The organism is Micromonospora sp. DT228 (genome assembly GCF_049841595.1).
Classification (GTDB): domain Bacteria; phylum Actinomycetota; class Actinomycetes; order Mycobacteriales; family Micromonosporaceae; genus Micromonospora.
In genome coordinates, this window is record NZ_JBNCKO010000019.1 from 1 (window position 1) to 21,524 (window position 21,524).

20 protein-coding genes are annotated in these 21,524 nt (G+C 74.4%); 9 read left to right on the forward strand and 11 right to left on the reverse strand.

The window, feature by feature from the left end:
- Window positions 1-103: 103 nt before the first annotated feature.
- Genes ACLQ29_RS29050 through ACLQ29_RS29060 form a run of 3 tightly spaced genes read right to left on the reverse strand, consistent with a single transcriptional unit; the run spans window position 104 to window position 2,452 of the window.
- The gene (locus ACLQ29_RS29050; RefSeq protein WP_425774609.1) at window positions 104-1,240 is read right to left on the reverse strand and encodes a site-2 protease family protein; all 1,137 of its coding nucleotides are present in this window, start codon (window positions 1,238-1,240) and stop codon (window positions 104-106) included.
- Window positions 1,241-1,298: 58 nt separating this feature from the next.
- Complete coding sequence (locus tag ACLQ29_RS29055) at window positions 1,299-1,565, reverse strand: PIN domain-containing protein (protein ID WP_425774610.1); 267 nt, start codon at window positions 1,563-1,565, stop codon at window positions 1,299-1,301.
- Window positions 1,566-1,597: 32 nt separating this feature from the next.
- Window positions 1,598-2,452, reverse strand: coding sequence for an alpha/beta hydrolase (locus ACLQ29_RS29060; protein ID WP_425774611.1), 855 nt, complete (start codon window positions 2,450-2,452; stop codon window positions 1,598-1,600).
- A 207-nt stretch (window positions 2,453-2,659) separates the two neighbouring features.
- Here ACLQ29_RS29060 and ACLQ29_RS29065 point away from each other — a divergent pair, with 207 nt between their 5' ends.
- Genes ACLQ29_RS29065 through ACLQ29_RS29080 form a run of 4 tightly spaced genes read left to right on the forward strand, consistent with a single transcriptional unit; the run spans window position 2,660 to window position 6,188 of the window.
- Window positions 2,660-3,559 carry an ABC transporter ATP-binding protein gene (locus ACLQ29_RS29065; protein ID WP_425774612.1) on the forward strand — a complete coding sequence of 300 codons (900 nt, stop codon included), beginning with the start codon at window positions 2,660-2,662 and terminating at the stop codon, window positions 3,557-3,559.
- Window position 3,560: 1 nt separating this feature from the next.
- Window positions 3,561-4,361, forward strand: coding sequence for an ABC transporter permease (locus ACLQ29_RS29070; protein ID WP_425774613.1), 801 nt, complete (start codon window positions 3,561-3,563; stop codon window positions 4,359-4,361).
- A 43-nt stretch (window positions 4,362-4,404) separates the two neighbouring features.
- A complete protein-coding gene (locus tag ACLQ29_RS29075) occupies window positions 4,405-5,535 on the forward strand; it encodes a sensor histidine kinase (protein WP_425774614.1) in 1,131 nt (376 codons plus the stop codon).
- On the forward strand, window positions 5,532-6,188 hold the full coding sequence (locus ACLQ29_RS29080) for a response regulator (RefSeq protein ID WP_425774615.1): 657 nt from the start codon (window positions 5,532-5,534) through the stop codon (window positions 6,186-6,188). The genes ACLQ29_RS29075 and ACLQ29_RS29080 overlap by 4 nt, the downstream gene beginning before the upstream one ends.
- Window positions 6,189-6,198: 10 nt before the next feature.
- Here ACLQ29_RS29080 and ACLQ29_RS29085 read toward each other — a convergent pair whose 3' ends face one another.
- The gene (locus ACLQ29_RS29085; protein WP_425774616.1) at window positions 6,199-7,107 is read right to left on the reverse strand and encodes a L,D-transpeptidase; all 909 of its coding nucleotides are present in this window, start codon (window positions 7,105-7,107) and stop codon (window positions 6,199-6,201) included.
- 187 nt (window positions 7,108-7,294) lie between these two features.
- On the opposite strand from ACLQ29_RS29085, the gene ACLQ29_RS29090 reads away from it, so the two are divergent.
- Genes ACLQ29_RS29090 through ACLQ29_RS29105 form a run of 4 tightly spaced genes read left to right on the forward strand, consistent with a single transcriptional unit; the run spans window position 7,295 to window position 11,946 of the window.
- Window positions 7,295-8,932, forward strand: coding sequence for a hypothetical protein (locus tag ACLQ29_RS29090; protein ID WP_425774617.1), 1,638 nt, complete (start codon window positions 7,295-7,297; stop codon window positions 8,930-8,932).
- Entirely contained in the window at window positions 8,929-10,395 is a 1,467-nt protein-coding gene (locus ACLQ29_RS29095) for an NADH-ubiquinone oxidoreductase-F iron-sulfur binding region domain-containing protein (protein ID WP_425774618.1), read from the forward strand. Before ACLQ29_RS29090 ends, ACLQ29_RS29095 begins: the two co-directional genes overlap by 4 nt.
- A 37-nt stretch (window positions 10,396-10,432) precedes the next feature.
- On the forward strand, window positions 10,433-11,053 hold the full coding sequence (locus ACLQ29_RS29100) for a TlpA family protein disulfide reductase (RefSeq protein ID WP_425774619.1): 621 nt from the start codon (window positions 10,433-10,435) through the stop codon (window positions 11,051-11,053).
- On the forward strand, window positions 11,050-11,946 hold the full coding sequence (locus tag ACLQ29_RS29105; protein ID WP_425774620.1) for a cytochrome c biogenesis CcdA family protein: 897 nt from the start codon (window positions 11,050-11,052) through the stop codon (window positions 11,944-11,946). Before ACLQ29_RS29100 ends, ACLQ29_RS29105 begins: the two co-directional genes overlap by 4 nt.
- 44 nt (window positions 11,947-11,990) lie before the next feature.
- Here the strand turns inward: ACLQ29_RS29105 and serS are convergent, their stop codons facing one another.
- The 5 genes from serS to ACLQ29_RS29130 all read right to left on the reverse strand — a co-directional run bounded on the left by serS (window position 11,991) and on the right by ACLQ29_RS29130 (window position 17,248).
- Complete coding sequence (serS, locus tag ACLQ29_RS29110; RefSeq protein ID WP_393364102.1) at window positions 11,991-13,274, reverse strand: serine--tRNA ligase; 1,284 nt, start codon at window positions 13,272-13,274, stop codon at window positions 11,991-11,993.
- 96 nt (window positions 13,275-13,370) lie between these two features.
- Entirely contained in the window at window positions 13,371-14,477 is a 1,107-nt protein-coding gene (locus ACLQ29_RS29115; RefSeq protein ID WP_425774621.1) for a MerR family transcriptional regulator, read from the reverse strand.
- 25 nt (window positions 14,478-14,502) lie between these two features.
- Complete coding sequence (locus ACLQ29_RS29120; protein ID WP_425774622.1) at window positions 14,503-15,684, reverse strand: saccharopine dehydrogenase family protein; 1,182 nt, start codon at window positions 15,682-15,684, stop codon at window positions 14,503-14,505.
- A gap of 50 nt (window positions 15,685-15,734) precedes the next feature.
- Window positions 15,735-16,868, reverse strand: a complete 1,134-nt coding sequence (locus ACLQ29_RS29125; protein ID WP_425774623.1) for an alcohol dehydrogenase catalytic domain-containing protein — start codon at window positions 16,866-16,868, stop codon at window positions 15,735-15,737.
- The gene (locus tag ACLQ29_RS29130) at window positions 16,865-17,248 is read right to left on the reverse strand and encodes a hypothetical protein (protein ID WP_425774731.1); all 384 of its coding nucleotides are present in this window, start codon (window positions 17,246-17,248) and stop codon (window positions 16,865-16,867) included. The genes ACLQ29_RS29125 and ACLQ29_RS29130 overlap by 4 nt, the downstream gene beginning before the upstream one ends.
- Window positions 17,249-17,453: 205 nt before the next feature.
- Between ACLQ29_RS29130 and ACLQ29_RS29135 the strand changes: the two genes are divergently transcribed.
- Complete coding sequence (locus ACLQ29_RS29135; RefSeq protein ID WP_425774624.1) at window positions 17,454-20,297, forward strand: LuxR C-terminal-related transcriptional regulator; 2,844 nt, start codon at window positions 17,454-17,456, stop codon at window positions 20,295-20,297.
- 12 nt (window positions 20,298-20,309) lie between these two features.
- Here ACLQ29_RS29135 and ACLQ29_RS29140 read toward each other — a convergent pair whose 3' ends face one another.
- Entirely contained in the window at window positions 20,310-20,858 is a 549-nt protein-coding gene (locus tag ACLQ29_RS29140) for a DsbA family protein (RefSeq protein WP_425774625.1), read from the reverse strand.
- On the reverse strand, window positions 20,855-21,352 hold the full coding sequence (locus tag ACLQ29_RS29145; protein ID WP_425774626.1) for a redoxin domain-containing protein: 498 nt from the start codon (window positions 21,350-21,352) through the stop codon (window positions 20,855-20,857). The genes ACLQ29_RS29140 and ACLQ29_RS29145 overlap by 4 nt, the downstream gene beginning before the upstream one ends.
- Between the last annotated feature and the right edge of the window lie 172 nt (window positions 21,353-21,524).

A 21,524-nucleotide genomic window follows, 5' to 3' on the forward strand; every position in this document is an offset into this window, starting at 1 on the left:
GGGCTGGGCCACCCCAACCCAACGCCTCGCGGAACTCATCGCGCCCTAACGATTGCACTCAACCCTTGACCCCAAGCGGCGTGTCGCGACGATAACCTCATGATCACCGAGAGGTGGCCGGGGTGCGGAGGGTGTTTCGTTGGACCGCTCGGCTGATGTCGCTGGGACTGACGATGCCGACCAACTGACCGTCCGTGACCACCAGGGCTCGGCCGTCGGCGCAGTCGCTGAGCCGGGGGAGTAGGTCGTTGAGCTGCTCGCCGGGCTGGGCGAGGACCAACTGGTTGGCCCGGCAGGCCACCTCGGCCAGGGTGGTCGTCGCCCGCCGCTCGGCCGGCACGCCGCGTACCCGGTCGACGGTGACCAGGCCGGTCGGCCGACCCTCCTCGGTGAGTGGCAGCGCCGAATGCCGGTAGGCGAACAGGTAGTGGTCGACGAAGTCGGCGACCGTCATCTCCGCCGCGACGGTCTGTGGCTGCGGCGTCATGACGTCGCCCACCCGGACCCCGCGCAGCGCGCTGCCGGTGCGGGCCTGCCGCTCCTCGGTCCCGGCGGCACCGATCAGGAACCAGCCGATCAGGGCCAGCCAGAGCCCACCGAAGCCGACCCCGGACAGGAACTGCCACAGCCCCAGGCCGATCAGCAGGACGCCCAGCACCCAGCCCGCCCGCGCCGCGACCACCGACGCTCTGGTCCGGTCGCCGGTGGCCTTCCACACCGCGGCGCGCAGGAGTCGGCCACCGTCCAGGGGCGCGGCCGGCAGCACGTTGAAGATGGCCAGCAGCACGTTGATGCCGGCCAGCCACGCCACCGCCCCGAAGAGCAGCCCGTCCTGCCCGGCCAGCGCGAGCAGCGCGGCGATCGCGCCGAAGAACGCCCCGAGCAGCAGGCTGACCAGGGGACCGACGCCGGCGATCCGCAACTCCGCGCCCGGGTCGCGCGGCTCGCCCCGCAACTCGGCCACGCCGCCGAACAGCCACAGCGTGATGCCGTCGACAGTGAGCCCGTTGCGCTTGGCCACCACCGCGTGCGACACCTCGTGGGCCAGCAGGCCGACGAAGAAGACCACCGCCGCGGCCAACCCGGCAAGGAGGTACGCCACGGACGAGCGGTCCGGGTACGAGCGGGGGAACTGATTGGCCGCCAGACCCCACGCGATCAACGCGAAGATGACCAGAACGCTCCAGTTGACGCCGACCGGCACTCCCGCGATCCGACCGAGTCGGAAACTGGCCCTCATCCCCCCGAGATACCCCGCCAGACCCTGGGCATGCCGAGGCATCAGGCATACCCCGTGATCAGTCGGCGGTGCCGGGTGGGACAACCCAAGAGCTGGGCTGCTCGGTGATCGCGCTGATGAGATCGAAGTCGCCGTCGTAGTGCAGGACGGTGACCCCGTGTCGCTCGGCGGTGGCGGCGATCAGCAGATCCGCCATGGACAACGCCCGGTGGTCGCCCTCGTGTAGGGCCTCCACCTGCACGTCGATCGCTCGATCCCAAATCTCGTCAGGCATCGACAGCCACCGGAAGCCGCCCATCAACCACCGGGCAGTGCCCGCGCTCATCTGCGCGGACTGCGCCTCATGATCGCTACGGCTCAGCGGCGAGGGCTCTCGCTGGCGATTGTCGCCTCCCGCGGCAGTGCCGCCGCGCGCAGCGCCCAGTCCAGCGCGTAGTCGGCGACCTCCTCCCAGCCGTCCGCGCCGACGGTGAAGTGTGACCGGTCGGGAAACTCCTGGTAGGCGGTGAGCGCCCGGGACTTCTGGTAGAGCGCCGCGTTGGCCCGGACCACCGATGCCGGCACCACGTGGTCCGCCCCGCCGGCCAGCAGCAGCAGCGGCGCGCGGTCGTCGCGTGTGGTGTCGACCCGGGCCGGCGAGCGCGGGTCGACGTTGGCGAAGGCGCCCTCGAAGAACACCCGGCCCGCACCGGGGACGGCGTAGCGCAGCCAGGCCCGGTCGGAGTCCTCGCGGCTCATCGTGTTGCCGAAGGTGTAGGCGAAGTCGTCGGCGGTGAACGGGACGGCCTTGCTCCGGTTGGCGGGGCTGCGCAGGATCGGGAAGCCGGAGCGCAGTTGGCTCAGCGGCACCTTCAGCACCCCCTTCACCGCGGCGGGGTGCACACCGACCACGGCCGCGCCGAGACCCCGGTCGGCGAGGACCTGGGCGAACAGGCCGCCGAAGGAGTGGCCCATGATGATCGGTGGTCGCGGGAGCGCCCGGATGATCTTGTCGTAGTGCGCGACGATCGTGGCCATGCTCTGGTCGGCGATGGGTGTGGGATCGTCGCGCAACTGTTCCACGGATCGGTCCATCCCGGGCCAGGCCGGGGCGATGACGTGCATGCCGCGTCGGGTGTACCGCTCCACCCACCCCTGCCAGCTTCGCGGGGTCATCCAGAGTCCGTGGATCAGCACGACCGTGTCGACCTGGCCCTGCGGCGTGGCACCCATCGCGTCCTCCCGGTGTCGCGGCGTCCGGCCCGGCGGTTACCCGCTGCCGCGCCGGGAATTCCTCCCCGCCGGCGATGGAGCGCCGACGGCGGCCCGCTCCGCTCCCGCCGCCGTCACGCGTCCGGGGACGGCCCCTGACAAATGTCACGGTCGGAACGTGACGACCGCTCCGGGTGGCGAGGTCCGCGTCGCCGGAGCATGAGTGCCATGACCAGTACGCATCCGGCCGTCGAGTTGAACGGCCTCACCAAGACCTTCGGCGCGGTCACCGCAGTCGAGGGGCTGAGCCTGCGGGTGCAGCCCGGCGAGGTGGTGGCGTTCCTCGGCCCCAACGGGGCGGGCAAGACCACCACCATCGACATGCTGCTCGGTCTGGCCCGCCCGGACGAGGGCAGCGTCCGGATCCTCGGCGGCACCCCGGACGACGCGGTGGCCCGAGGTCGGGTCGCCGCCGTGCTCCAGACCGGCGGGCTGCTCAAGGACCTCACCGTCGGCGAGACGGTCGAGATGAGCGCCCACTTCTACCGGCACACCCGCCCGACGGCCGAGGTGCTGGAGCGGGCCGGTATCGCCGACATCGCCGGGCGGATCGTCGGGCGGTGCTCCGGCGGTCAGCAGCAGCGGCTGCGCTTCGCGCTGGCGCTGCTGCCCGACCCGGATCTGATGGTGCTCGACGAGCCGACCACCGGCATGGACGTCGAGGGCCGGCGGGATTTCTGGCAGGCACTGCGTCGCGACGCGCGGGCCGGTCGGACCGTCATCTTCGCCACCCACTACCTGGACGAGGCCGACGCGTACGCCGACCGGATCGTGCTGGTCCGACAGGGGCGCATCGTCGCCGACGGCACCACCGCGGAGATCAAGAACCTGGCCGCCGGCCGCACGGTCCGGGCCACCCTGCCCGGCGCCGACCAGGCCGCGCTTGCCGCGCTGCCCGGCGTGGACGCCGTGGAGGTACGCGGCGACAGCGTCCTGGTGCGCACCGGCGACTCGGACGCGATCGCCCGACACCTGCTGACCCGGACCGACGCGCGGGACGTGGAGATCACCTCCCGCAACCTCGAGGACGCCTTCCTCGCCCTGACCACCGCGCACCCCGGAGCCTGAGATGACCACAGTCACCCCCACCCCCACCCGTGCCGTCGAGCCGGACCGTCGGCTGCCCGCCCTGGGCGGCTTCGCCCCGGGCGTCCTGCGCATCGAGCTGCGCCGGGTGCTGCGCAACCGCCGCACCCTTGCCTTCACGCTGATCATGCCGGGCGTCTTCTTCCTCATCTTCGGTCTGCCGCAGGGCGGGCAGTCGCTGGACAACGGCCGCCCGGTCACGGCGTACGTCATGATCAGCCTGGCCGTGTACGCGGCCATGGTGGCGACCACCAGCGCGGGCGGGGCGGTCGCCACCGAGCGGGCCCTGGGCTGGAGCCGTCAACTGCGGCTCACCCCGTTGCGCCCGACCGCGTACGTGGCGACGAAGCTGGTCACCGCGATGACCCTCGGCCTGCTCGCCGTCGTCGTCGAGTTTCTGGTGGGCGCCGCGGCCGGTGTGCGCATCCCCGTGTACGTCTGGCTGTTGTCCGGGCTCGCCGCCTGGGTCGGCTCGCTGGTCTTCGCCGCGTTCGGCCTGTTCATCGGCTATCTGGTGCCGGCCGAGAACGTCATGCAGTTCATCGGCCCGATCCTGGCCGTGCTCGCCATGTTCGGCGGGCTGTTCGTCCCGGTCGAGGTGCTGCCCGAGGTGCTCCAGCAGGTCGCGAAGTTCACCCCGGTGTACGGCATGGGGGTGCTGGCCCGCGCCCCGCTGACCGGCGACGGGGTGAGCGTGGCGGCAGTGGTCAACCTCGTCGGCTGGGCGCTGGTCTTCGGTGTCGGCGCATCCCGGCTGTTCCGCCGGGACACCGCGCGGGTCTGAGCGGCTCGACCGCCCTGATGAAGCAGGCGCTAGCGTGAACCCGATGGACCTCTCGACCGCGCAGCCCTGGCCGGTGAGCCGCCACTGGCGGCGCATCGGCTGGCTGCTGGCCGCCGTGTGGCTGTTCTTCCTCAACGTGCCGCTCGGCACCGCGTTGCACCAGCCGGAGCCGTGGCGGCGGATCGTCGGGGTGGCGGCCCTTGTCGCCTTCGGCGCCGGTTACGTGTTGCTCTTCCAGTGGGCCCGCAGGCAGCGCCAGACCCTGCGGCCGATCCCGGCGGGTCGGGCGCGGGTCGGGCTGGTGCTGCTGCTCGCGGTGGGCCTGGCCAGCATGCCAGGCACCGGCGGAGACTGGATGGCCACGCTTGTCTACGTGGCGGCGGCGGCGGTGTTCCTGCTGCCCCTGCGGGAGGCGTTGGCCGTCGTACTGATCTGTGCCGTGACCCCCGCGCTGACGTCCTGGCTGGTGCCGGGGTGGGAGACGGAGAGCGGCATCGCGTTCGCGGTGCTGCTCGCCTCGTTCGCGATGTTCGGGGTGGCTCACCTGGCTCAGCGCAACAGCGAGTTGCAGGCCGCCCAGCGGGAGATCGGCCGGCTCGCGGTCGCCGAGGAGCGGGCCCGCGCCGCCCGCGACCTGCACGACATTCTCGGGCACTCGCTGACCGTGGTGGCCATCAAGGCCGAGTTGGCGGGCCGGCTCATCGAGGTGGACCGTGAGCGCGCCGCCGTCGAGATCGCCGAGGTGGAGGCGCTGGCCCGCGCGGCGCTGGCCGACGTACGGCAGACGGTCGGGGCGTACCGCGAGGTCACCCTGGCCGCGGAGCTGGCCGGCGCCCGCTCCGCGCTGGCCGCTGCGGGCATCGCGGCGGACCTGCCGGCCGAGGTGCCGGCGCTGCCGGACGAGTGGGACCGGTTGTTCGGGTGGGCGGTGCGGGAAGGGGTGACGAACGTGGTCCGGCACAGCGGGGCGCGGTGCTGCGCGATCCGAGTAGAGCCGACCGGGGTCGAGGTGAGCGACGACGGTCGGGGTCCCTCCACCCCGGACGCCAGCGGGCACGGGCTCGTCGGCCTGCGGGAGCGGGCGCGGGAGTTGGACGCCGTGGTGAGCGTCGGTCGCCGACGCGACGGGAGTGGCTTCCTGCTCCGGGTGCACGCCCCGGCGGAGGCCCGGTGAGTGCCTTCGGCGGGGGCCCGGTGAGCGGCGCCGCCCCGCCGATCCGGCTGCTGCTCGCCGACGACCAGGCGCTGGTCCGCGGCGCGCTGGCCGCGCTGCTCTCGCTGGAGGAGGACCTGAGCGTGGTGGCGGAGGTCGGCCGGGGCGACGAGGTGGTGCCCGCGGCCCGCCGCAGCAACCCCGACGTCGCCCTGCTGGACGTGGAGATGCCCGGCCTGGACGGGATCGCCGCCGCCGCCGCCCTAAGGATCGCGCTGCCGACCTGCCGGGTGCTTGTGGTGACCACCTTCGGGCGGCCGGGCTACCTGCGTCGGGCGATGGAGGCCGGCGCGAGCGGGTTCGTCGTCAAGGACACCCCGGCCCGGCAACTCGCCGACGCGGTTCGTCGGGTGCACGCCGGCCTGCGGGTGGTCGACCCCACCCTGGCCGCCGAGACCCTGGCCGCCGGGGTAAGCCCGCTGACCGACCGGGAGACCGAGGTGCTGCGGACCGCCCGGGGCGGTGGCACGGTCGCCGACCTGGCCGGGGCGCTGCACCTGTCCGAGGGGACGGTACGCAACCACCTCTCGGCGGTGATCGGTAAGACCGGCGCCCGCAACCGGGCCGAGGCGATCCGGGTCGCCGAGCAGAACGGTTGGCTGCTCGGCGAGTGACGGCTGCCGGTCAGGCGGTCGGGGGCGGTGCGGCCAGCTTGTCGACGACCACCACGCTGCTGCCGGGGCGGACCTCGGCGAGCAGTTCCCGCTGACCGCTGCGGGTCAGGCGGATACAGCCGTTCGTGGTGTTCTCGCCCAACTCGTCGTCGTCGTGCCAGGTGTGCACCCCGATGTGGGCGCCCCGCAGCCCGGCCGGCACCGACTCGGGGTCGTCGGGCACCGAGCCGAGGGCGTAGATGTCCACCCCGCCGTAGACCTCCTCGGGCGGCGGGGTGCGGCCCAGGACGAAGGTCCGCCCGAGCGGGGTCTCCTGCCCCGACTGGCCGAGGCTGACCTCCCAGGAACGCACCGCCGTGCCGGCCCGGTACCAGGTGAGCCGGTGGACCGCGCGTTCCACCACGATCTGGTCGCGCAGCGCCACGGTGTCGAACCCACCGGGCGGCAGCCAGGCGAGTCGCCGATTGGCCGAGGGCAGCAGGACGGCCGTCCAGCCGGCGCGCCGGTCGGCGATCGGCATGGTGAGGTCGACGCCGCTGATCATGGGTTCGAGGAAGGCTCGCGGCCGGCCGCCGGGCGCGTCGTACGCGGTGATCCGCCTGGTCGGGTGCACGCCCTCGGTCAGCGGCGTGGTGTCCAGGGTGGCCGGGTCCGTGGGGAAGCCTCCGGGCGCGGGGTCGTAGTCGACGACCGGCAGCCCGGCCGGGGCGGGCGCGGCCGGGGGGATCGACTCCTCGGGGCTCTGTTCCGCGCTGCTCGGCGTCGGGTCGGCCGCCGCGATCCGTCGGTCGGGGGCCGTCGTGCCGGGGGTCAGGGCCTGGCCCACCAGGAGCGCGGCCACCAACAGGGTCGGTACGGCGATGGCGGCGGCCACCCAGGGGCCGCGGCGACGGTACGGGGAGTTTCGGTCAAACGGCACTAAACCACTCTAAGGTGGCGGACGCCGCCGGGCTCCCGGTTCGGCGATACGCGCCCACCGAAGGTCCCGGGCGTGCGCCGAAACGCACGTCGACACGGTTCGGTTCGATCGCGGCCCAGAAATTTTCCGGACGGATGATCCGCGCGCCCCGCCGGTCCGTACTGGATGGGGGAGCAGGGGTCGGCCGGTGGTACGCCGCCGCGAGACGATCGAGGAGCACATGGCCCGGGCACAGCAGAACCAGAAGGCGGCCACCGTCCGGACCAGCGCCAGCAGTCGGGGGGTACGCACACCGTCACGGTCGGCGACCACACTGCTGATCGCGTCGGCGCTCGCGGCACTGTGGGCGGCGATCATGCTCACGGGCGCCGGGCAGACGGCGTACGCGTACGGTTTCTTCTTCACCGAGTTCTTCGCCGGGGTGATCTCCCTGGTGACGTTGAGCCTCACCGTGATGCTCGGCCTGCTCGCCACCGATCGGCTGGTGCTGCGCATCTCGCACCGGGTGCTGATGCAGTCGGCGCACCGGGCCACCGGCGTGCTGGGCGTGGCCGGGCTCGGCTTCCACGTCCTCACCAAGATCGCCACTGGGCGGGCCGCCGCGACCGACGCGCTGGTGCCGTTCGTCGGTGGCCGAGGGCTCTACGTCGGGCTCGGCACCGTGGCCGCCCTGCTGATGGTCAGCGTGATCTGGACCGGCATCATCCGGGCCCGCTTCGCCGGCGTCGGTCCCAAGTGGCTGTGGCGCACGCTGCACTCCACCGCGTACCTGGCCTGGCCGTTCGCCGTGCTGCACGGCCTCAACGCCGGCCGGGCCGCGCAGCCCTGGGTGGTGTTCAGCTACCTGGGCTGCATCCTGCTCGTGGTGCTGGCCCTGCTGGTCCGGCTCTCGGTCACCATCGGTCGACGCAGCCGCGAACAGCACCAGGCGGCGGTGCGCAACGCGGTGCTGGCCGGGCGGACCAGCGAGACGAACAGTGGCCGGTCGCTGCTGGCCGGGCTGAGCCGCCGCAAGAAGGCCGACGCGGACAAGCGTCCCGCCTGGGCGGAGACCACCACCGCCACGTGGGCCGCGCCGGCCGCGCGACGCGACCCGGAACGGTTCACCGTGCCGGTGGTACCCGAGCCCGGCTCCCTGGTGGAGCCGACCCGGCCGAGCCGACGTCGACGCGACGAGGAGCCGGCGGCCCGCCGCGACACCGAACGAACCTCGCGCGGCCGGCGGGTCGAGGAGTCCACGACCAGCCGATCGGCCCGCCGCGGCGTGGAGGAGACCGACACCCGCCGACGCGACGACGAGGACGAGTTGGAGCCGGTGACCCGGCGGCGCGGCTCCCGTACCCGGGACGAGGCCGTTCCGAGCGGTCGGCGACGCGCCGACGAGCCGGCCACCGAGCGGTCCCGCCGCCGGTCCCGCAGCGAGGACGACGGCAGCCGCTACTCGGCGCCGCCGCAGCCGACGGTCGAGCCGGAGGAGCCGTGGGACAGCCCGCGCCGGTGGCAGGCTGCCGAGCCGGTCTCCGCCGAGCCGATCTCCGCCGGCCCGATCTCGGCAAGCCCCATCTCGGCGGCGCCGCGCAGCGGCAGCGGCCGGCACAGCGCCGAGGACGACGTGCCGGAGGAGCCGGACTACTGGCGTCCGCCGGCCCGGTACGTGCCGGACGAGGTCGCGCCGCCCGTCGACGACACCCCGACCCTTGTCGACCTGGCGTCCCGGCGCGCTCGGCGGGCAGCCGGCGAGGGCCGGTCCGCCAAGCGCCGCAAGGCCAGCGCCGACGCGGTGGACGGGGCGTACTGGGCTGGGCTGCGGGGTGAGGCGAAGTGATGCGGACGACAGTGCCGCCCGTCGCCTGCGTGGGGGAGCCTCGGCTCACCGCCGGCTTCGCCGAGTTCGGTCGGCTGGACCTGGCCGCACACGAGGAGGTGCACGGCCCGATCGGCCCGATGGAGCCGGCGCAACTGCTCCGGCTCGCCGAGGGCATGCAGCTCAAGGGCAAGGGCGGTGCGGGTTTCCCGTTCGCCCGCAAACTGCGCGCGGTGCTGGAGTCCTGCGAACGGCAGGACCTCGCCGCCGTCGTGGTCGTCAACGCCACCGAGGGGGAGCCGGCGAGCTGGAAGGACAAGGTGCTGCTCACCCGTGCCCCGCACCTGATCCTGGACGGCGCGGCGCTGGCCGCGTACGCGTTGGACGCCGACGAGATCGTGATCGGCGTGGCCGACGACGGGGTCGGTCGGGAGTCGCTGATGGAGGCCCTCGAAGAGCGCCGGATGCCGGTGCTGACGACGATCGTCACCGTGCCGCACCGGTTCATCTCCGGCGAGGGCGGCGCGCTTGTCAACGGGATCAACGGGTTGCCGCACATCCCGCCCGGCACCAAGAAGCGCTCCAGCGACTCCGGGGTCAGCGGCCTGCCCACCCTGCTGTCCAACGCCGAGACGTACGCGCAGCTCGCCGTCGGCGCGCGACTCGGCCCGTACGAGTACGCGGCCCTCGGCACCGACGACGAGCCGGGCACCGTGCTGCTCACCGTGACCGGCGCGGCGGGCCGGCCGGCCGTGGTGGAGTGCACCGCCGGCATGCCGCTGCGCGACGTCCTCGACCTGTGCGAGGTGCCGGAGACCCAGGGCATCCTGATGGGCGGCTACCACGGCAAGTGGATCACCCCGGAGGCGGCGGAGAAGGCCGAGGTGTCCCGCAAGGGCCTGGCCGCTGTCGGCGGCACGCTCGGCGCGGGCATCATCGTCCCGCTCGGTGTCGACACCTGCCCGCTCGGGGAGGCCGCCCAGGTGGTGCGCTACCTCGCCGGGGAGTCCGCCGGCCAGTGTGGACCGTGCAAGATGGGCCTGCCGGACCTGGCCCGCGCGGTGGACCTGGCCGTGGCCGGGAGTCAGCCGGCCGAGGTGGTGCGGGCCGCCGCAGGCGAGGTGAAGGGCCGGGGCGCGTGCAGCCACCCGGACGGCACCGCCCGCTTCGCGCTCTCCGCGATCGAGGTCTTCGCCGAGGACCTGCGGCTGCACAGCACCGGTGACGGCTGTGGCCGACGGGTCAAGGGTGTGATGGGGCTGCCCGGCGCACCCGACGCGAACCCGCAGAAGCTCACCCTGGACTGGTCGCGCTGCGACGGGCACGGCCTGTGCGCGCACGTCGTACCGGATTTCATCCGGCTCGACGCGAACGGATATCCCGCCTTCCCGCCCACCCCCGTGCCGACCTGGCTGCGGGAGGGCGCGCTGAAGGCGGTAAAGGTATGCCCCGAGCTGGCTCTCCGCCTCGCCAAGGCCGAGTAGGCAAGGGCGCCCTCTCGCCGAACGAACGGAGACGCGCATGCCCAGCTGGCCCACCCGGAGGCGACCGTCGGGGGTTGGTGCGGCCCGCCGTGCCGGCACCGCCGCGGCGCTGGCCGCCGCTCTCCTCGGCACGGCCGCCTGCACCGGCACGGCCAGTCCGCCAGCGGCGGTCGCCGGTACCGCGCCGGCCACCACAGGTACCGCGTCAACCCCCGCCCCCACCGCGACCAGCTCGCCGCCCCCGGCGCAGGTTCCGGACGTGCTGCGCTTCACCGGCACCACCCTCGGCGGCGCCGCGTTCGACGCGGCGCAGCTCGCCGGCAAGCCTGTGGTGCTGTGGTTCTGGGCGCCGTGGTGCGCCACCTGCGCCAGCCAGGCCTGGACGGTGGCCGAGATCGCGCCCCGCTACCGGGACACCGTGCCGATCGTCGGCGTCGCCGGGCTGGGCGAGCGGAAGGCCATGAACGAGTTCGTCACCGAGTTCGACCTCGCCGGGACGCCGCAGATCGAGGACAGCAAGGGCGCGCTCTGGAAGCGGTTCCGGGTCACCGAGCAGAGCATCTTCGTGATCATCGACCGGAACGGCGCGGTCGTCCACAAGGGGTTCCTGGACGGTGAGGCGCTCACCGCCAGGGTCGCCGCACTGGCCGGGGCGTGAGCGGCCCACTGCTGCTCGCGCTGACCGCCGGCATGCTCGGCGCGGTCAACCCGTGCGGCTTCGCGTTGCTGCCCGCGTACCTCTCGCTGTTGGTCGCCGGGGCGTCGGACGTCCGCGGCGCGGTCGGCCGCGCGCTCACCGCGGCGGCCGGGCTGACCCTGGGGTACGTGCTGGTCTTCGGCGCGTTCGGCCTGGCGCTCGCGCCGCTGGCCGGCTGGCTGCGGCCCCGGCTGCCCTGGATGACCGTGGTGCTCGGCGTGCTGCTGGCGGTGGCCGGCTGCTGGCTAATCGCCGGCCGGCGGCTGCCCGCGCCCGGCTGGTCGGCCCGTGCGCCCCGGCTCACCCGCACCTGGCCGTCGATGGCGTTGTTCGGCGCGGCGTACGCGCTGGCGTCGCTCGGCTGCGCCATCGCGCCGTTCCTGGCCATCGTGGTGACAAGCCTCCAGGCCGGCTCGACCGGGCGCGGGTTGGCGCTGTTCGGCGCGTACGCCCTCGGGATGGGCCTGGTGGTCGCGGTCGCCGCGCTCGGCGTGGCGCTGCTGCGCGACGGCCTGGTGGCCCGGCTGCGCGTCGCCGGTGCGCTGGTGCCCCGGCTCAGTGGCCTGGTGCTGCTGCTCGCCGGCGGGTACGTCGCCTGGTACGGCTGGTACGAGTTAAGGCTCGCCGCCGGCCGGCGAGAAGCGCTCCGGGACCCGGTGATCCAGGCGGCGTCCCGCTTACAACACACCCTGGCCGACACCCTGGACGCCGTAGGCCCACAGGTGCTGCTGGCCGCGCTGGGAACCCTGGTCCTGACCGCACTCCTGATCAAGCGCTCCCACCGCACGCCCACCCAGCCCAGCCCTGTTGATCATGAGGTTATTGCCGCGACACGCCGAGGCGAGGGGCAATAACTCCATGATCAACAGGGCTGGGCCGGGACGCGGGGACGCGGGGGCTAGCGCGGGGTTAGGCGGTCTGTTCCTAGGCGGTCTTGGAGGACCTTGGGGATCAGGACACTGCCGTCGGCCTGCTGGTTCTGCTCCAGGATGGCCGGGAAGAGTCGGCTGGTGGCCAGCGCCGAGCCGTTGAGGGTGTGCACGAATCGGGTCTGCTTGCCGCCCGGCTCGCGGTAGCGGATGGCCGCCCGCCGAGCCTGGTAGTCGCCGGCCCACGAGACCGACGACACCTCCTTGTACTTGCCGGTGCTCGGCATCCACACCTCGATGTCGAGGGTCTTCTTCATCGACGCGCTGGCGTCACCGGCGGAGAGCAGGCTGCGCTGGTAGTGCAGGCCCAACCCCTCGACCAGGCTCTCCGCGTGGGCGAGCATCTCCTCCAGCGCCGCGTCGGCCTGCTCCGGGAGCGTGAACTGGAAGATCTCCACCTTGTTGAACTGGTGCCCGCGCACCGTGCCGCGCTCGTCGGAGTGCGAGCCGGCCGACTCCCGCCGGTAGCACGGCGTGTACGCGAAGGCCTTCAGCGGCAGCTTCGGGGTCTCCAGGATCTCGTCCTGGTACGCCCCGAGGATCGCCGTCTCCGAGGTGGGCAGCAGGAACTGCCCGCGCGGGGCGGACTCGGCGTCCAGGTGGTAGACGTCGTCGTAGAACTTCGGGAACTGCCCGGCGGCGAAGCCGGCCGAGTCGAGCAGCAGGTGCGGCGGGAGCAGGAACTCGTACCCGGCCTTGACGTGCTGGTCGATGAAGTAGTTGAGCAGCGCCCACTCCAGCCGGGCGCCGATGCCCGTGTAGATCCAGAAGCCGGACCCACCGAGCTTGACCCCGCGCTCGTAGTCGACGAGGCCCAGCGCGCGGCTCAACTCCACGTGGTCGCGGACCTTGTCGATCACCGGCGGCTCGCCGAAGGTCTTCACGACCCGGTTGGCTTCCTTGCCGCCGGCCACCACGTCGTCGGCCGGCAGGTTGGGCAGCTCACTCATCGCCGTGCGCAGCCGCGACTGCACCTCGTCCAGCTGGGACTCCAGCTCGGCGAGCTGCTGACGCTCGGCCTCCGGCGCGGCGGCCTGCGGCTCCTCGCCGGCCCGCTTCGCCTGCGCGTACGCCCGGGCCTCCGCCTTGCGGCGCTGCCGCTCGGCGTCGATCCCCGTGATCAGGGCGCGGCGTTCCTGGTCGAGCCGCTGGATCTCGTCCAGCGCCCGGCTGACCTCGGCGGGATCCAGACGCTTCGCCAGCGCGGTCGCCACCGCCTCGCGATCCTTCCGGATCAACTCCATGTCGAGCATGCTGCTCTGTACGCCTCCGTCCGGGGTTCACTGGTGAACCATCAGATGTTACCGTCGCGCACGTTTCCACCCGGGGACGGGGAGCGCGACCGGTTTCTACAGCCGGATCGGCATCAACACGGAGTAGGTGTCCTCGTCGTTCGGGCGGCGCACGGCCAGCGGGGCGATCGGCCCGTCCAGCTCCAGCACCAGTTGCGGGCCGCCGGCCGCGTCCAGCGCGTCGAGCAGGTACTCGCCGTTCACCCCGAATCGCAGCCCGCCCACCCGATCGTTGGCCGGGTCGGCCGTGGACAGCTCGGCGGGGTGCAGCAGGCGCAGGCCGCCGGAGTCGTCGAGACCGAGGACGGAGACCGCCAGCGGCGTGCCGGCGTACTCGCGGGCCAGCGTGGGAGCAGCCGGATCCCGCAGCGCCGCGCGCAGCGCCACCACGTCCACCGGGATGCGGTACGCGGCCGGCCGCTCGCCGACGGCCTTGCGCAGCAGCCGACGGTAGTCGGGGAAGTCGTACGGCAGGGCGGTGCCGGTGAGCGTGCGACCGGCCACCAGCACCCGCAGCTCCGCGCCGGCCACGCTCAGCCACACCGGCCGGGCGTCGGTGGCGTCGAGCAGGGGTCGGAGCTGGTCGACGAGGGCCACCGGCACGAACACCCGGGCCGGCGGGCCGTCGACGTCCGCCGTGGCGCGGGCGAGCGCGATCCGGTACCTGTCGGTGGCGACGAGCCGTACGCCGTCCGGCTCCACGTCCAGCAGTACGCCGGAGAGCATCGGCAGCTCCGGGTCGACGCCGACGGCGAAGCGCACCGCGTCCAGCGCGGCGGCCAGGTCGGTGGGGGAGAGCAGCAGCGAGGTGGTGGCCGGCTGGGCCGGGTCGACCAGGGCCCGGAGCCGGGCGGCCTCGCGGCGCGCGTCGGTGAGGCCGTCGGCCAACCGGCGCAGGTGCGTGTCGAGCAACTGGCGCACCGCGGCCGGCTCGGCGCGTACCGCGGCGGCGATCTCCGGGACCGGCATGCCGATGCGGCGCAGCCCGGCCACCAACCGGGCCGGCGTGATCTGCTCGTCGGTGTACCAGCGGTAGCCGGTCACCGGGTCGACAAGGGCCGGCTCCAGCACCCCCGCCGAGTCGTAGAAGCGCAGCGCGCTGACGGTCAGGCCGCTGGCCCGGGCCAGTTCGCCGATGCTGTGCAGGTCACTCACGCTGGGCATCCTGCCCCCTCGACCCGGTCGAGGGTCAAGCCGAGCGTTCCAGCACCCGGAAGGTGAGGCCGGCCCGGACGAGCCGGTCCAGCAGCGCGTCGCCCATCGCGGCGACCGGGGTGAGCTGGCCGGCGGTCGGCGGCAGCTCGTCGAGCGCCAGGCAGAGCGCCGACTCGGCGAGCATCTTCGCCGTCTCGTCGTACCCCGGGTCGCCGCCGGCCACCTCGGTGACCACCCGCTGACCGCCGCCGGCGCCGACGAACCGGACCCGGAACCAGGACTTCGCCCGTTGCTCGGGGGTGGGCCCCTGCCCGGAGGCGAGCCGGCCGAGCAGCCAGCGTCGGCTGGGCGGCAGCTTCACCAGCCCGATCAGCGCGCCGAGCCCGACCGCGCCGGCCAGCACGGTGGGCAGCCGCTTCACGGCGGCGAAGTGCCGGTACCGGAAGTCCGGGCCGTACTCCGGTCGGGCCGCCGCCGACCGGCGGACCACCTGCGGGTCGATTGTCGGCAGCGGCACGGTCCAACTGCCCAGCTCGGCGGAGCGGGCCAGCCGGCCGGGCACCGCGCGGGCCCGGCGGTCGGTGGGGCGCGGCTCGACCGCCCGGCGCTCCCGGGCGGCCTGGCTGGCCTGCCCGGTACGGGAGAACGCGGTGAGCGCCGAATGGTAGGTGCCGGCGGAGAACCGACCACCGGCGCGGACGTAACCGTCCACGGTGAGCGGAGCGTCGGCGGGAAGCTGCTTGACCGTGAACCAGACGCCCAGGTCGTGCGGGACGGAGTCGAACCCGCAGGCGTGCACCAGCCGCGCGCCGGTGCGGGTCGCCTCGGCGTGGTGGCGCACGTACATCAGGTCGACGAACTCCGGCTCGCCGGTGATGTCCAGATAGTCGGTGCCGGCCGCCGCGCAGGCCGCGACGAGCGGCTCGCCGTGGTGGACGTACGGGCCGACCGTGCTGGCCACCACCCGCGCGCTCTCCGCCACGGCCCGCAACGAGTCGGCGTCGGTCACGTCGGCGGTGAGCAGCGGCAGGTCGGCGAGTGTCGGGTCGACCGCCGCGAGCCGGTCCCGGACGGCGGTGAGGCGGTCCGGGTTACGCCCGGCCAACGCCCAGCGCAGCCCGGCCGGCGCGTGTCGGGCCAGGTAATCGGCGGTCAGGCCGCCGGTGAACCCGGTCGCCCCGAACAGCACCACGTCGTACGTCCGCTCCCCAGCCATGCCCAGAGTGTGCCATTCGCGGTGCCCGACGGCAGCTCACGAGGAGGGCGTCAGGGCGTGAACACGGCGCGTACGCAGCCGTCGGCCCGGTCCCGGAACAGCTCGTACCCCTGGGGGCCGTGCGCCAACGGCAGTCGGTGGGTGGCCAGGTGTGCGGTGCGCAGCTCGCCGCGGGCCATCCGGTCCAGGAGCATCGGCACGTCCCGCAGGTCCGGCCGGCCGGCCCCGCGCAGCGTCAGCCGTCGGTCGGTCACCGTGCCCAGCGGGAACGCGTCGACGAACCCGTCCATCCCGCCCAGCAGCACCACCACACCGCCCTTGCGGCACGCGTGCACGGCCTCGCGTCGCGCGTCCGGCCGGTCGGCATGGCCACCGAACCGCTCGGGCGGCGGCGTGCCGACGGCCACCACGCAGACGTCCGGACCCCGCCCACCGCTGCGGTCGTGCAGCTCCGCCGCGACGTCGGTGTGGCGGTAGTCCAGCGGCTCCGCGCCGACGTGCCGCTCGGCCATCCGTAACCGCTCCTCGTACCTGTCGACGACCAGCACCCGGGCGGCACCGCGCAGCACCGCCGCCCGCGCGGTCAACTGGCCCACCGCCCCCGCACCCCAGATCGCCACCACGTCACCGGGACGCACGGCGCCCAACTCGGCGGCCAGCCACCCGGTCGGCGCCGCGTCGGCGGCGAACACCGCCCCGTCGTCGTCGACCGCGTCCGGCACCCGAAAGGCGCCCACGTCGGCGTACGGCACCCGCACGTACTCGGCGTGGCCGCCCGCGAACCCGCCCGCCGCCCGGGGACGGCCGAAGCAGCCGGCGTCCGCGCGTTCCCATCCGGGGTCGGCGCTCGCCGGGTCGGCATGGGCGTTGTCGCAGCAGGAGTGCAGGCCCTGGCGGCAGTACCAGCAGCCGCCGCAGGCGACGCTCGCGCCGACGACCACCCGGTCACCGCTGCGGTGTCGGCGGACCCCGGGACCGACCTCGACCACCTCGCCCAGGAACTCGGCTCCGAGCACGTCGCCGGCGCGCAGCAGCGGGTTGCGGCCGGCGAGCAGCGGCAGGTCGCCGCCCGAGGTGGCGCTGCGGTGGACCCGGACGATGACGTCGCGTTCGTTGCGCAGCTCCGGGTCGGGCACCTCGCGTACCGCCACCTCGTCGGCGGCCACCCAGCACAGCGCCCTCACCCGCGGACCTCGGGGCGGTCCAGCGCGGAGCGGTCGGCGCGCAGCACCTCGCCGGCCTCCACCCGCTGCTTGATCTGGCGCAGGGCCCGGCGGACGAGCAGACCCGGGTCGTCGCCGACCAGGTGGGCGGCCAGCCCGACCGGCGGGGTGGCACCGGCCACCGGCCGGGCGGCCAACTCGGTGCCCCGGTCGCCGGGCGCCGGCCGCACCCGCACCTCGACGGCGCCGTCCAGGCGGCGCAGCGGCTCCGGCCACGGACCAGCGGGAAGCACCTGCTCGGGCGGCCGGTCGACGGTCACCACCTCCCACCGGGGCGTGGTGACCGGGGCGCGGTCCCCGCCACCGCGGCCGTGCCACCGGGGTACGCGCAGCCGGCGCATCCCGGTCCGCGCCGCGCCGCCGAGGGCGGGTCCCGCCCGCACCAGCCGTCCCATCGCTCCCACCGGTCCCACGTCCTCCCCGTCCACGTCCCCCGATCGTCGGTCGCGGTCGGGTGAAGCGTGCTCGCCCGGAAGGGGTGAACCGGCCCGCGCCGGGTAACCGCTCGCCGACCGGGGGCGGAGCGCGTGGTGGGGGTGGGGCTGAGTGCCGGAACAGCAGAGTCGTGTACGCGTGGACACGGCACCGGAGCGACCGTTGCTCGCGTCGCGGCTGAGCCCGGCCGTGCCCCCGGAGCCGGTGCTGGCCCGGCCCCGGCTGCTGCGCCGGTTGGACGAGGGCGCTGCCGGACCCGTCACCCTGGTCGCCGCCCCCGCCGGCTGGGGCAAGACCACACTGCTCGCCACGTGGACGCGGCTGGACGGTGGGACGCCCGACGTCGCGCCGGGCGCGGTCGTGCCCGACTCCGGCGACCTCTCGGTCCCGGCCGGCCCGGTCCTGGCGTGGGTGTCGGTGGAGGTCGGCGACGACGCTTCTCGGCTCTGGGCGTACCTCGCGGCGGCGTTACGGACCGCGACCGGGTCGGCGGAGGACGGCCCGGTGCCCGACCGGCCGCCCCGCCCCGACCAACTGGAGGTGCTGGCCGCCACCCTCGCCGCCGCGGACCGGCCGGTGCTGCTGATCCTCGACGACCTGCACCGGGTCGCCGACCCGGCGGCGCTGAGCGGCGTGGAGTTCCTGCTGCGGCATGCCGGGCAGCGACTACGCCTGGTGATCGGGGCGCGGGCCGGGCTGCACCTGCCCCTGCACCGGCTCCGCCTCGCGGGCGAGCTGACCGAGATCGGCCCGGACGAGCTGGCGTTCACCGACGACGAGGTGGCCGACCTGCTCACCGCGCACGGCGCGGCCCTGCCGGCGACCGACGTGCGCCAGTTGCGCGAACGCACCGGGGGCTGGCCGGCCGCCCTGCGCATCGCCGCCCTGGCGGTACGCGGGCAGCCCGACCCGGGGCGCTGGGTGGGGCAGTTCGGGGGCGACCAACCGGAGATCGCCGGATACCTCCGCGAGGAGGTGCTGGCGACGCTCGACCCGGCCGAGGAGGACCTGCTGCGCCGGACCGCCGTCGTCGGGGCCGTCTGCGCGGACCTGGCCGCGGCGCTGACCGGCCGCTCCGACGCCGGGCGGGCGCTCGCCGACCTGGCCGGGACCGGTGGACTGCTGCACCGGGAGGACACCCGACCGCCGTGGTACCGCTGCGACCCGCTGCTCGCCGACCTGCTCCGCGCCGACCTGGCCCGGCTGCCCGACCCCGAGGTACGCGATCTGCACGTGCGGGCGGCCGACTGGTACGCGGGCGACGGACGGCCGGCCGACGCGCTGCGGCACGCGCTGACCGCCGGCCGGTGGGACCTGGCCGGCGACCTGTTCGTCGCGCACTGGCCGGAACTGATCCGGTACGACAGCTCCCCGGCGTACGCCCCTGCGCCGGTGGCCCCGCCGGCCGAGGTGATCCGCGCCGACCCGGAGGTGGCCCTTGCCTACGCCGCCGAACGCGCCTTCGCGGGCGATCTCGCGGCCGCCACCGGTCACCTGCGCGCCGCCGCCGGACACGCCAGAGACCTGCCGGTGCCGCGCCGGCAACGATTCCTGCGGTTGGTCACCGTGCTGGAGCTGACCGTGGCCCGGCTCGCCGACGACCCGGTGGAGGTGCGGGCCGCCGCCGCCCGGCTGTTGCGGACCCGCCCGCCGGATTCCGCGTCGACTCGACTGTCGGACTCCGCGTCGACGGCGGGGTCCGCGCCGACGTCCGGTGGGGGCGGCGCCGCCGACGACGCCGACCTGCGGGCGTTCACCGGCACCGCTCTGGGGCTTGTCGAGCTGGCCGGCGGCGCGCTGCCGACCGCCCGGTTCGTCCGCGCCCGGGCGGCCGGCCGGGAGGCGCGCCGGCCCCGCACCGAACTGGTCGCCACCAGCCGCGCCGCGCTGTTGCTCGCGGTCCGCGGTGAGCTGCGGGCGGCCGAGCAGGCGGCCCGGGAAGCGCTGCGCATGCCGCCGTGTCGGGGCTGGTCCTGTCGGCTCGACTGCGCCTACGCGTACCTGGCGTTGGCCCAGGTGGCGCTGCTGCGCGACCAGCCCGACGAGGCCACGGCGAACCTCAACCTCGCCGGCCCGGCGTTCGGCGTCACCGGCGACCGGGTCGGCGGCCCCGATCCGGAGGCGGACGGCTGGCCTGCCGGCGCTCGCGACGAACCGGTGGCCGCGGCGGTCGCCGCGCTGTGCCGCGCGCACCTGCACCGCGACGCCGGCGACCCGGCGGCCGGCCAACGACTTCTCGTCCGGGCTCGGGAGGCTCTTGCCGACAAGCCGTCCGCCGTCGAGTTGACCGGTCTGCTGCGGGCCGCCGAGGCCGAGCTGCGCGCCGAGCGGGGCGATTTGGACGCCGCCCGTGACCTGCTGGCCGACGCGGGCGCCGACCCGGTGCTCGCGGTGGCGTCGGCGAAGGTGGAGCTGCTGGCCGGCGACGCCGCTGCCGCCGGCCGCGGCCTGCCGGGCTGGCAGGCGCCGGCGGCCACGGCCTGGCCCCTGCCGGTACGCCTGGACGCGGGCCTGCTGGACGCGGTGCTGGCCGAGCAGGCCGGGGACGGGCGACGGGCGGGCCGGCTCCTGGAGCAGGTGCTGGATCTGGCCGGGCCGCAGGGTTGCCGGCGGGTCTTCACCCACGCCGGAGGGCCGGTCCGGGACCTGCTGGCCGCCCACCTGGATGCGGGCACCGCCCACTTCACCCTGGTCAGCGATTTGGTACGCGGTGCCGGCCCGAGCGCCGCCCGGCCGGCCGCCGAGCCGAGGGGCGGGCTCGACGAGCCGCTCACCGAGCGGGAGCTGACCATCCTGCGCTACCTGCAGAGCATCCTGTCCAACGTGGAGATCGCCAGCGAGCTGTCCCTGTCGGTCAACACGGTGAAGACCCACGTACGCAACATCTACCGCAAACTCGACGCGACCCGCCGGCGTGAAGCGGTCCGGCGGGCGCGCGAGTTGCGGCTGATCTGAGCGGGTCGGCGGTCAGGCGTCGCCGGCCCCGTCCACTGCCGCCAGCAGATCGGGCAGGTCGTACCCGCCCTCGTGGCGGACACCGTTGACGAACAGGGTGGGGGTGCCGTTCACCCCGCTGCGGATGCCACCCACGAAGTCCCGGCGCACCCGGTCCGCGTGCGCCCGGTTCTCCACCTCGGCGTTCAACTCGTCCGGCGGCAGGCCGACCTGCTCGACACCGAGCGAGAGGTGCACCGGGTCGAGTTGGTCCTGGTGCTCGTAGAGCCAGTCGTGCATCTCCCAGAACCGGCCCCGGACCGCGGCGGCCTCGGCCGTCTCGGCGGCGCGTTCGGCGTACGGGTGCACGTTGGCGATGGGGAAGTAGCGGTAGACCAGCCGGACGGTGTCGGCCCGCTGCCGCAGCAGTTCGTGCAGGTTCGGGTACGCCGCACCGCAGAACTGGCACTGGAAGTCGCCGTACTCGACGACGGTCACCGCCGCGTCGGCCGGCCCGCGGATGTGGTCCTCGGTGGTGACCGGGTCCCGGAGTCGGGCGGTCACCTGCAGTGGCGTGGTCATCCGGTCATCACCTTCCGATCGGCGGCGAGTTGGTCGAGCGCGTCGAAGATGCCGTCGGCGCCCGGGTTGACGTCGGGCGGCGACACGTAGCTCCAGGTCACCTCCCCGGCCGGGTCCAGCACCACGAGCGCGCGGTCCGACTCACCCTGCGCGTTGTACGCGCCGTAGCGGCGGGCCACCTCGCCCTTCGGCTCGAAGTCGGCAAGCAGGGGAAACTCGATGCCCCGGCTCTCCGCGAACGCCCGGTGTGACCAGATGCTGTCCACCGAGATGCCGAGCACCACCGCCCGGTACTGGGCGAACACGGGTGCCGCCGACTGGTAGAGCGACATCTGGTCCCCGCACACGGGGCTCCAGTCGGCGGGATAGAAGGCGAGCACGACCGGTCGTCCTCGGAACTGCTCGGGCCCGGTCAGGGCCCCGTCCGGGGTGGCCGGCAGGGTGAAACCGGGCGCGGGACGCCCCGGTCGGATCAGCCCGTTCGGATCACTCATGCCCCCAGCCTGTCCCCGGGGCGGGTGAGTCCGGCTCACCCACCCCGGGTGGTTCCGCGCTCGCTCAGCGCGAGTCGGGTGCTCGCCCGCGCTCGCTCAGCGCGAGTCGGGTGCTCGCCCGCGCTCGCTCAGCGCGAGTCGGGTGCTCGCCCGCGCTCGCTCAGCGCCCGCC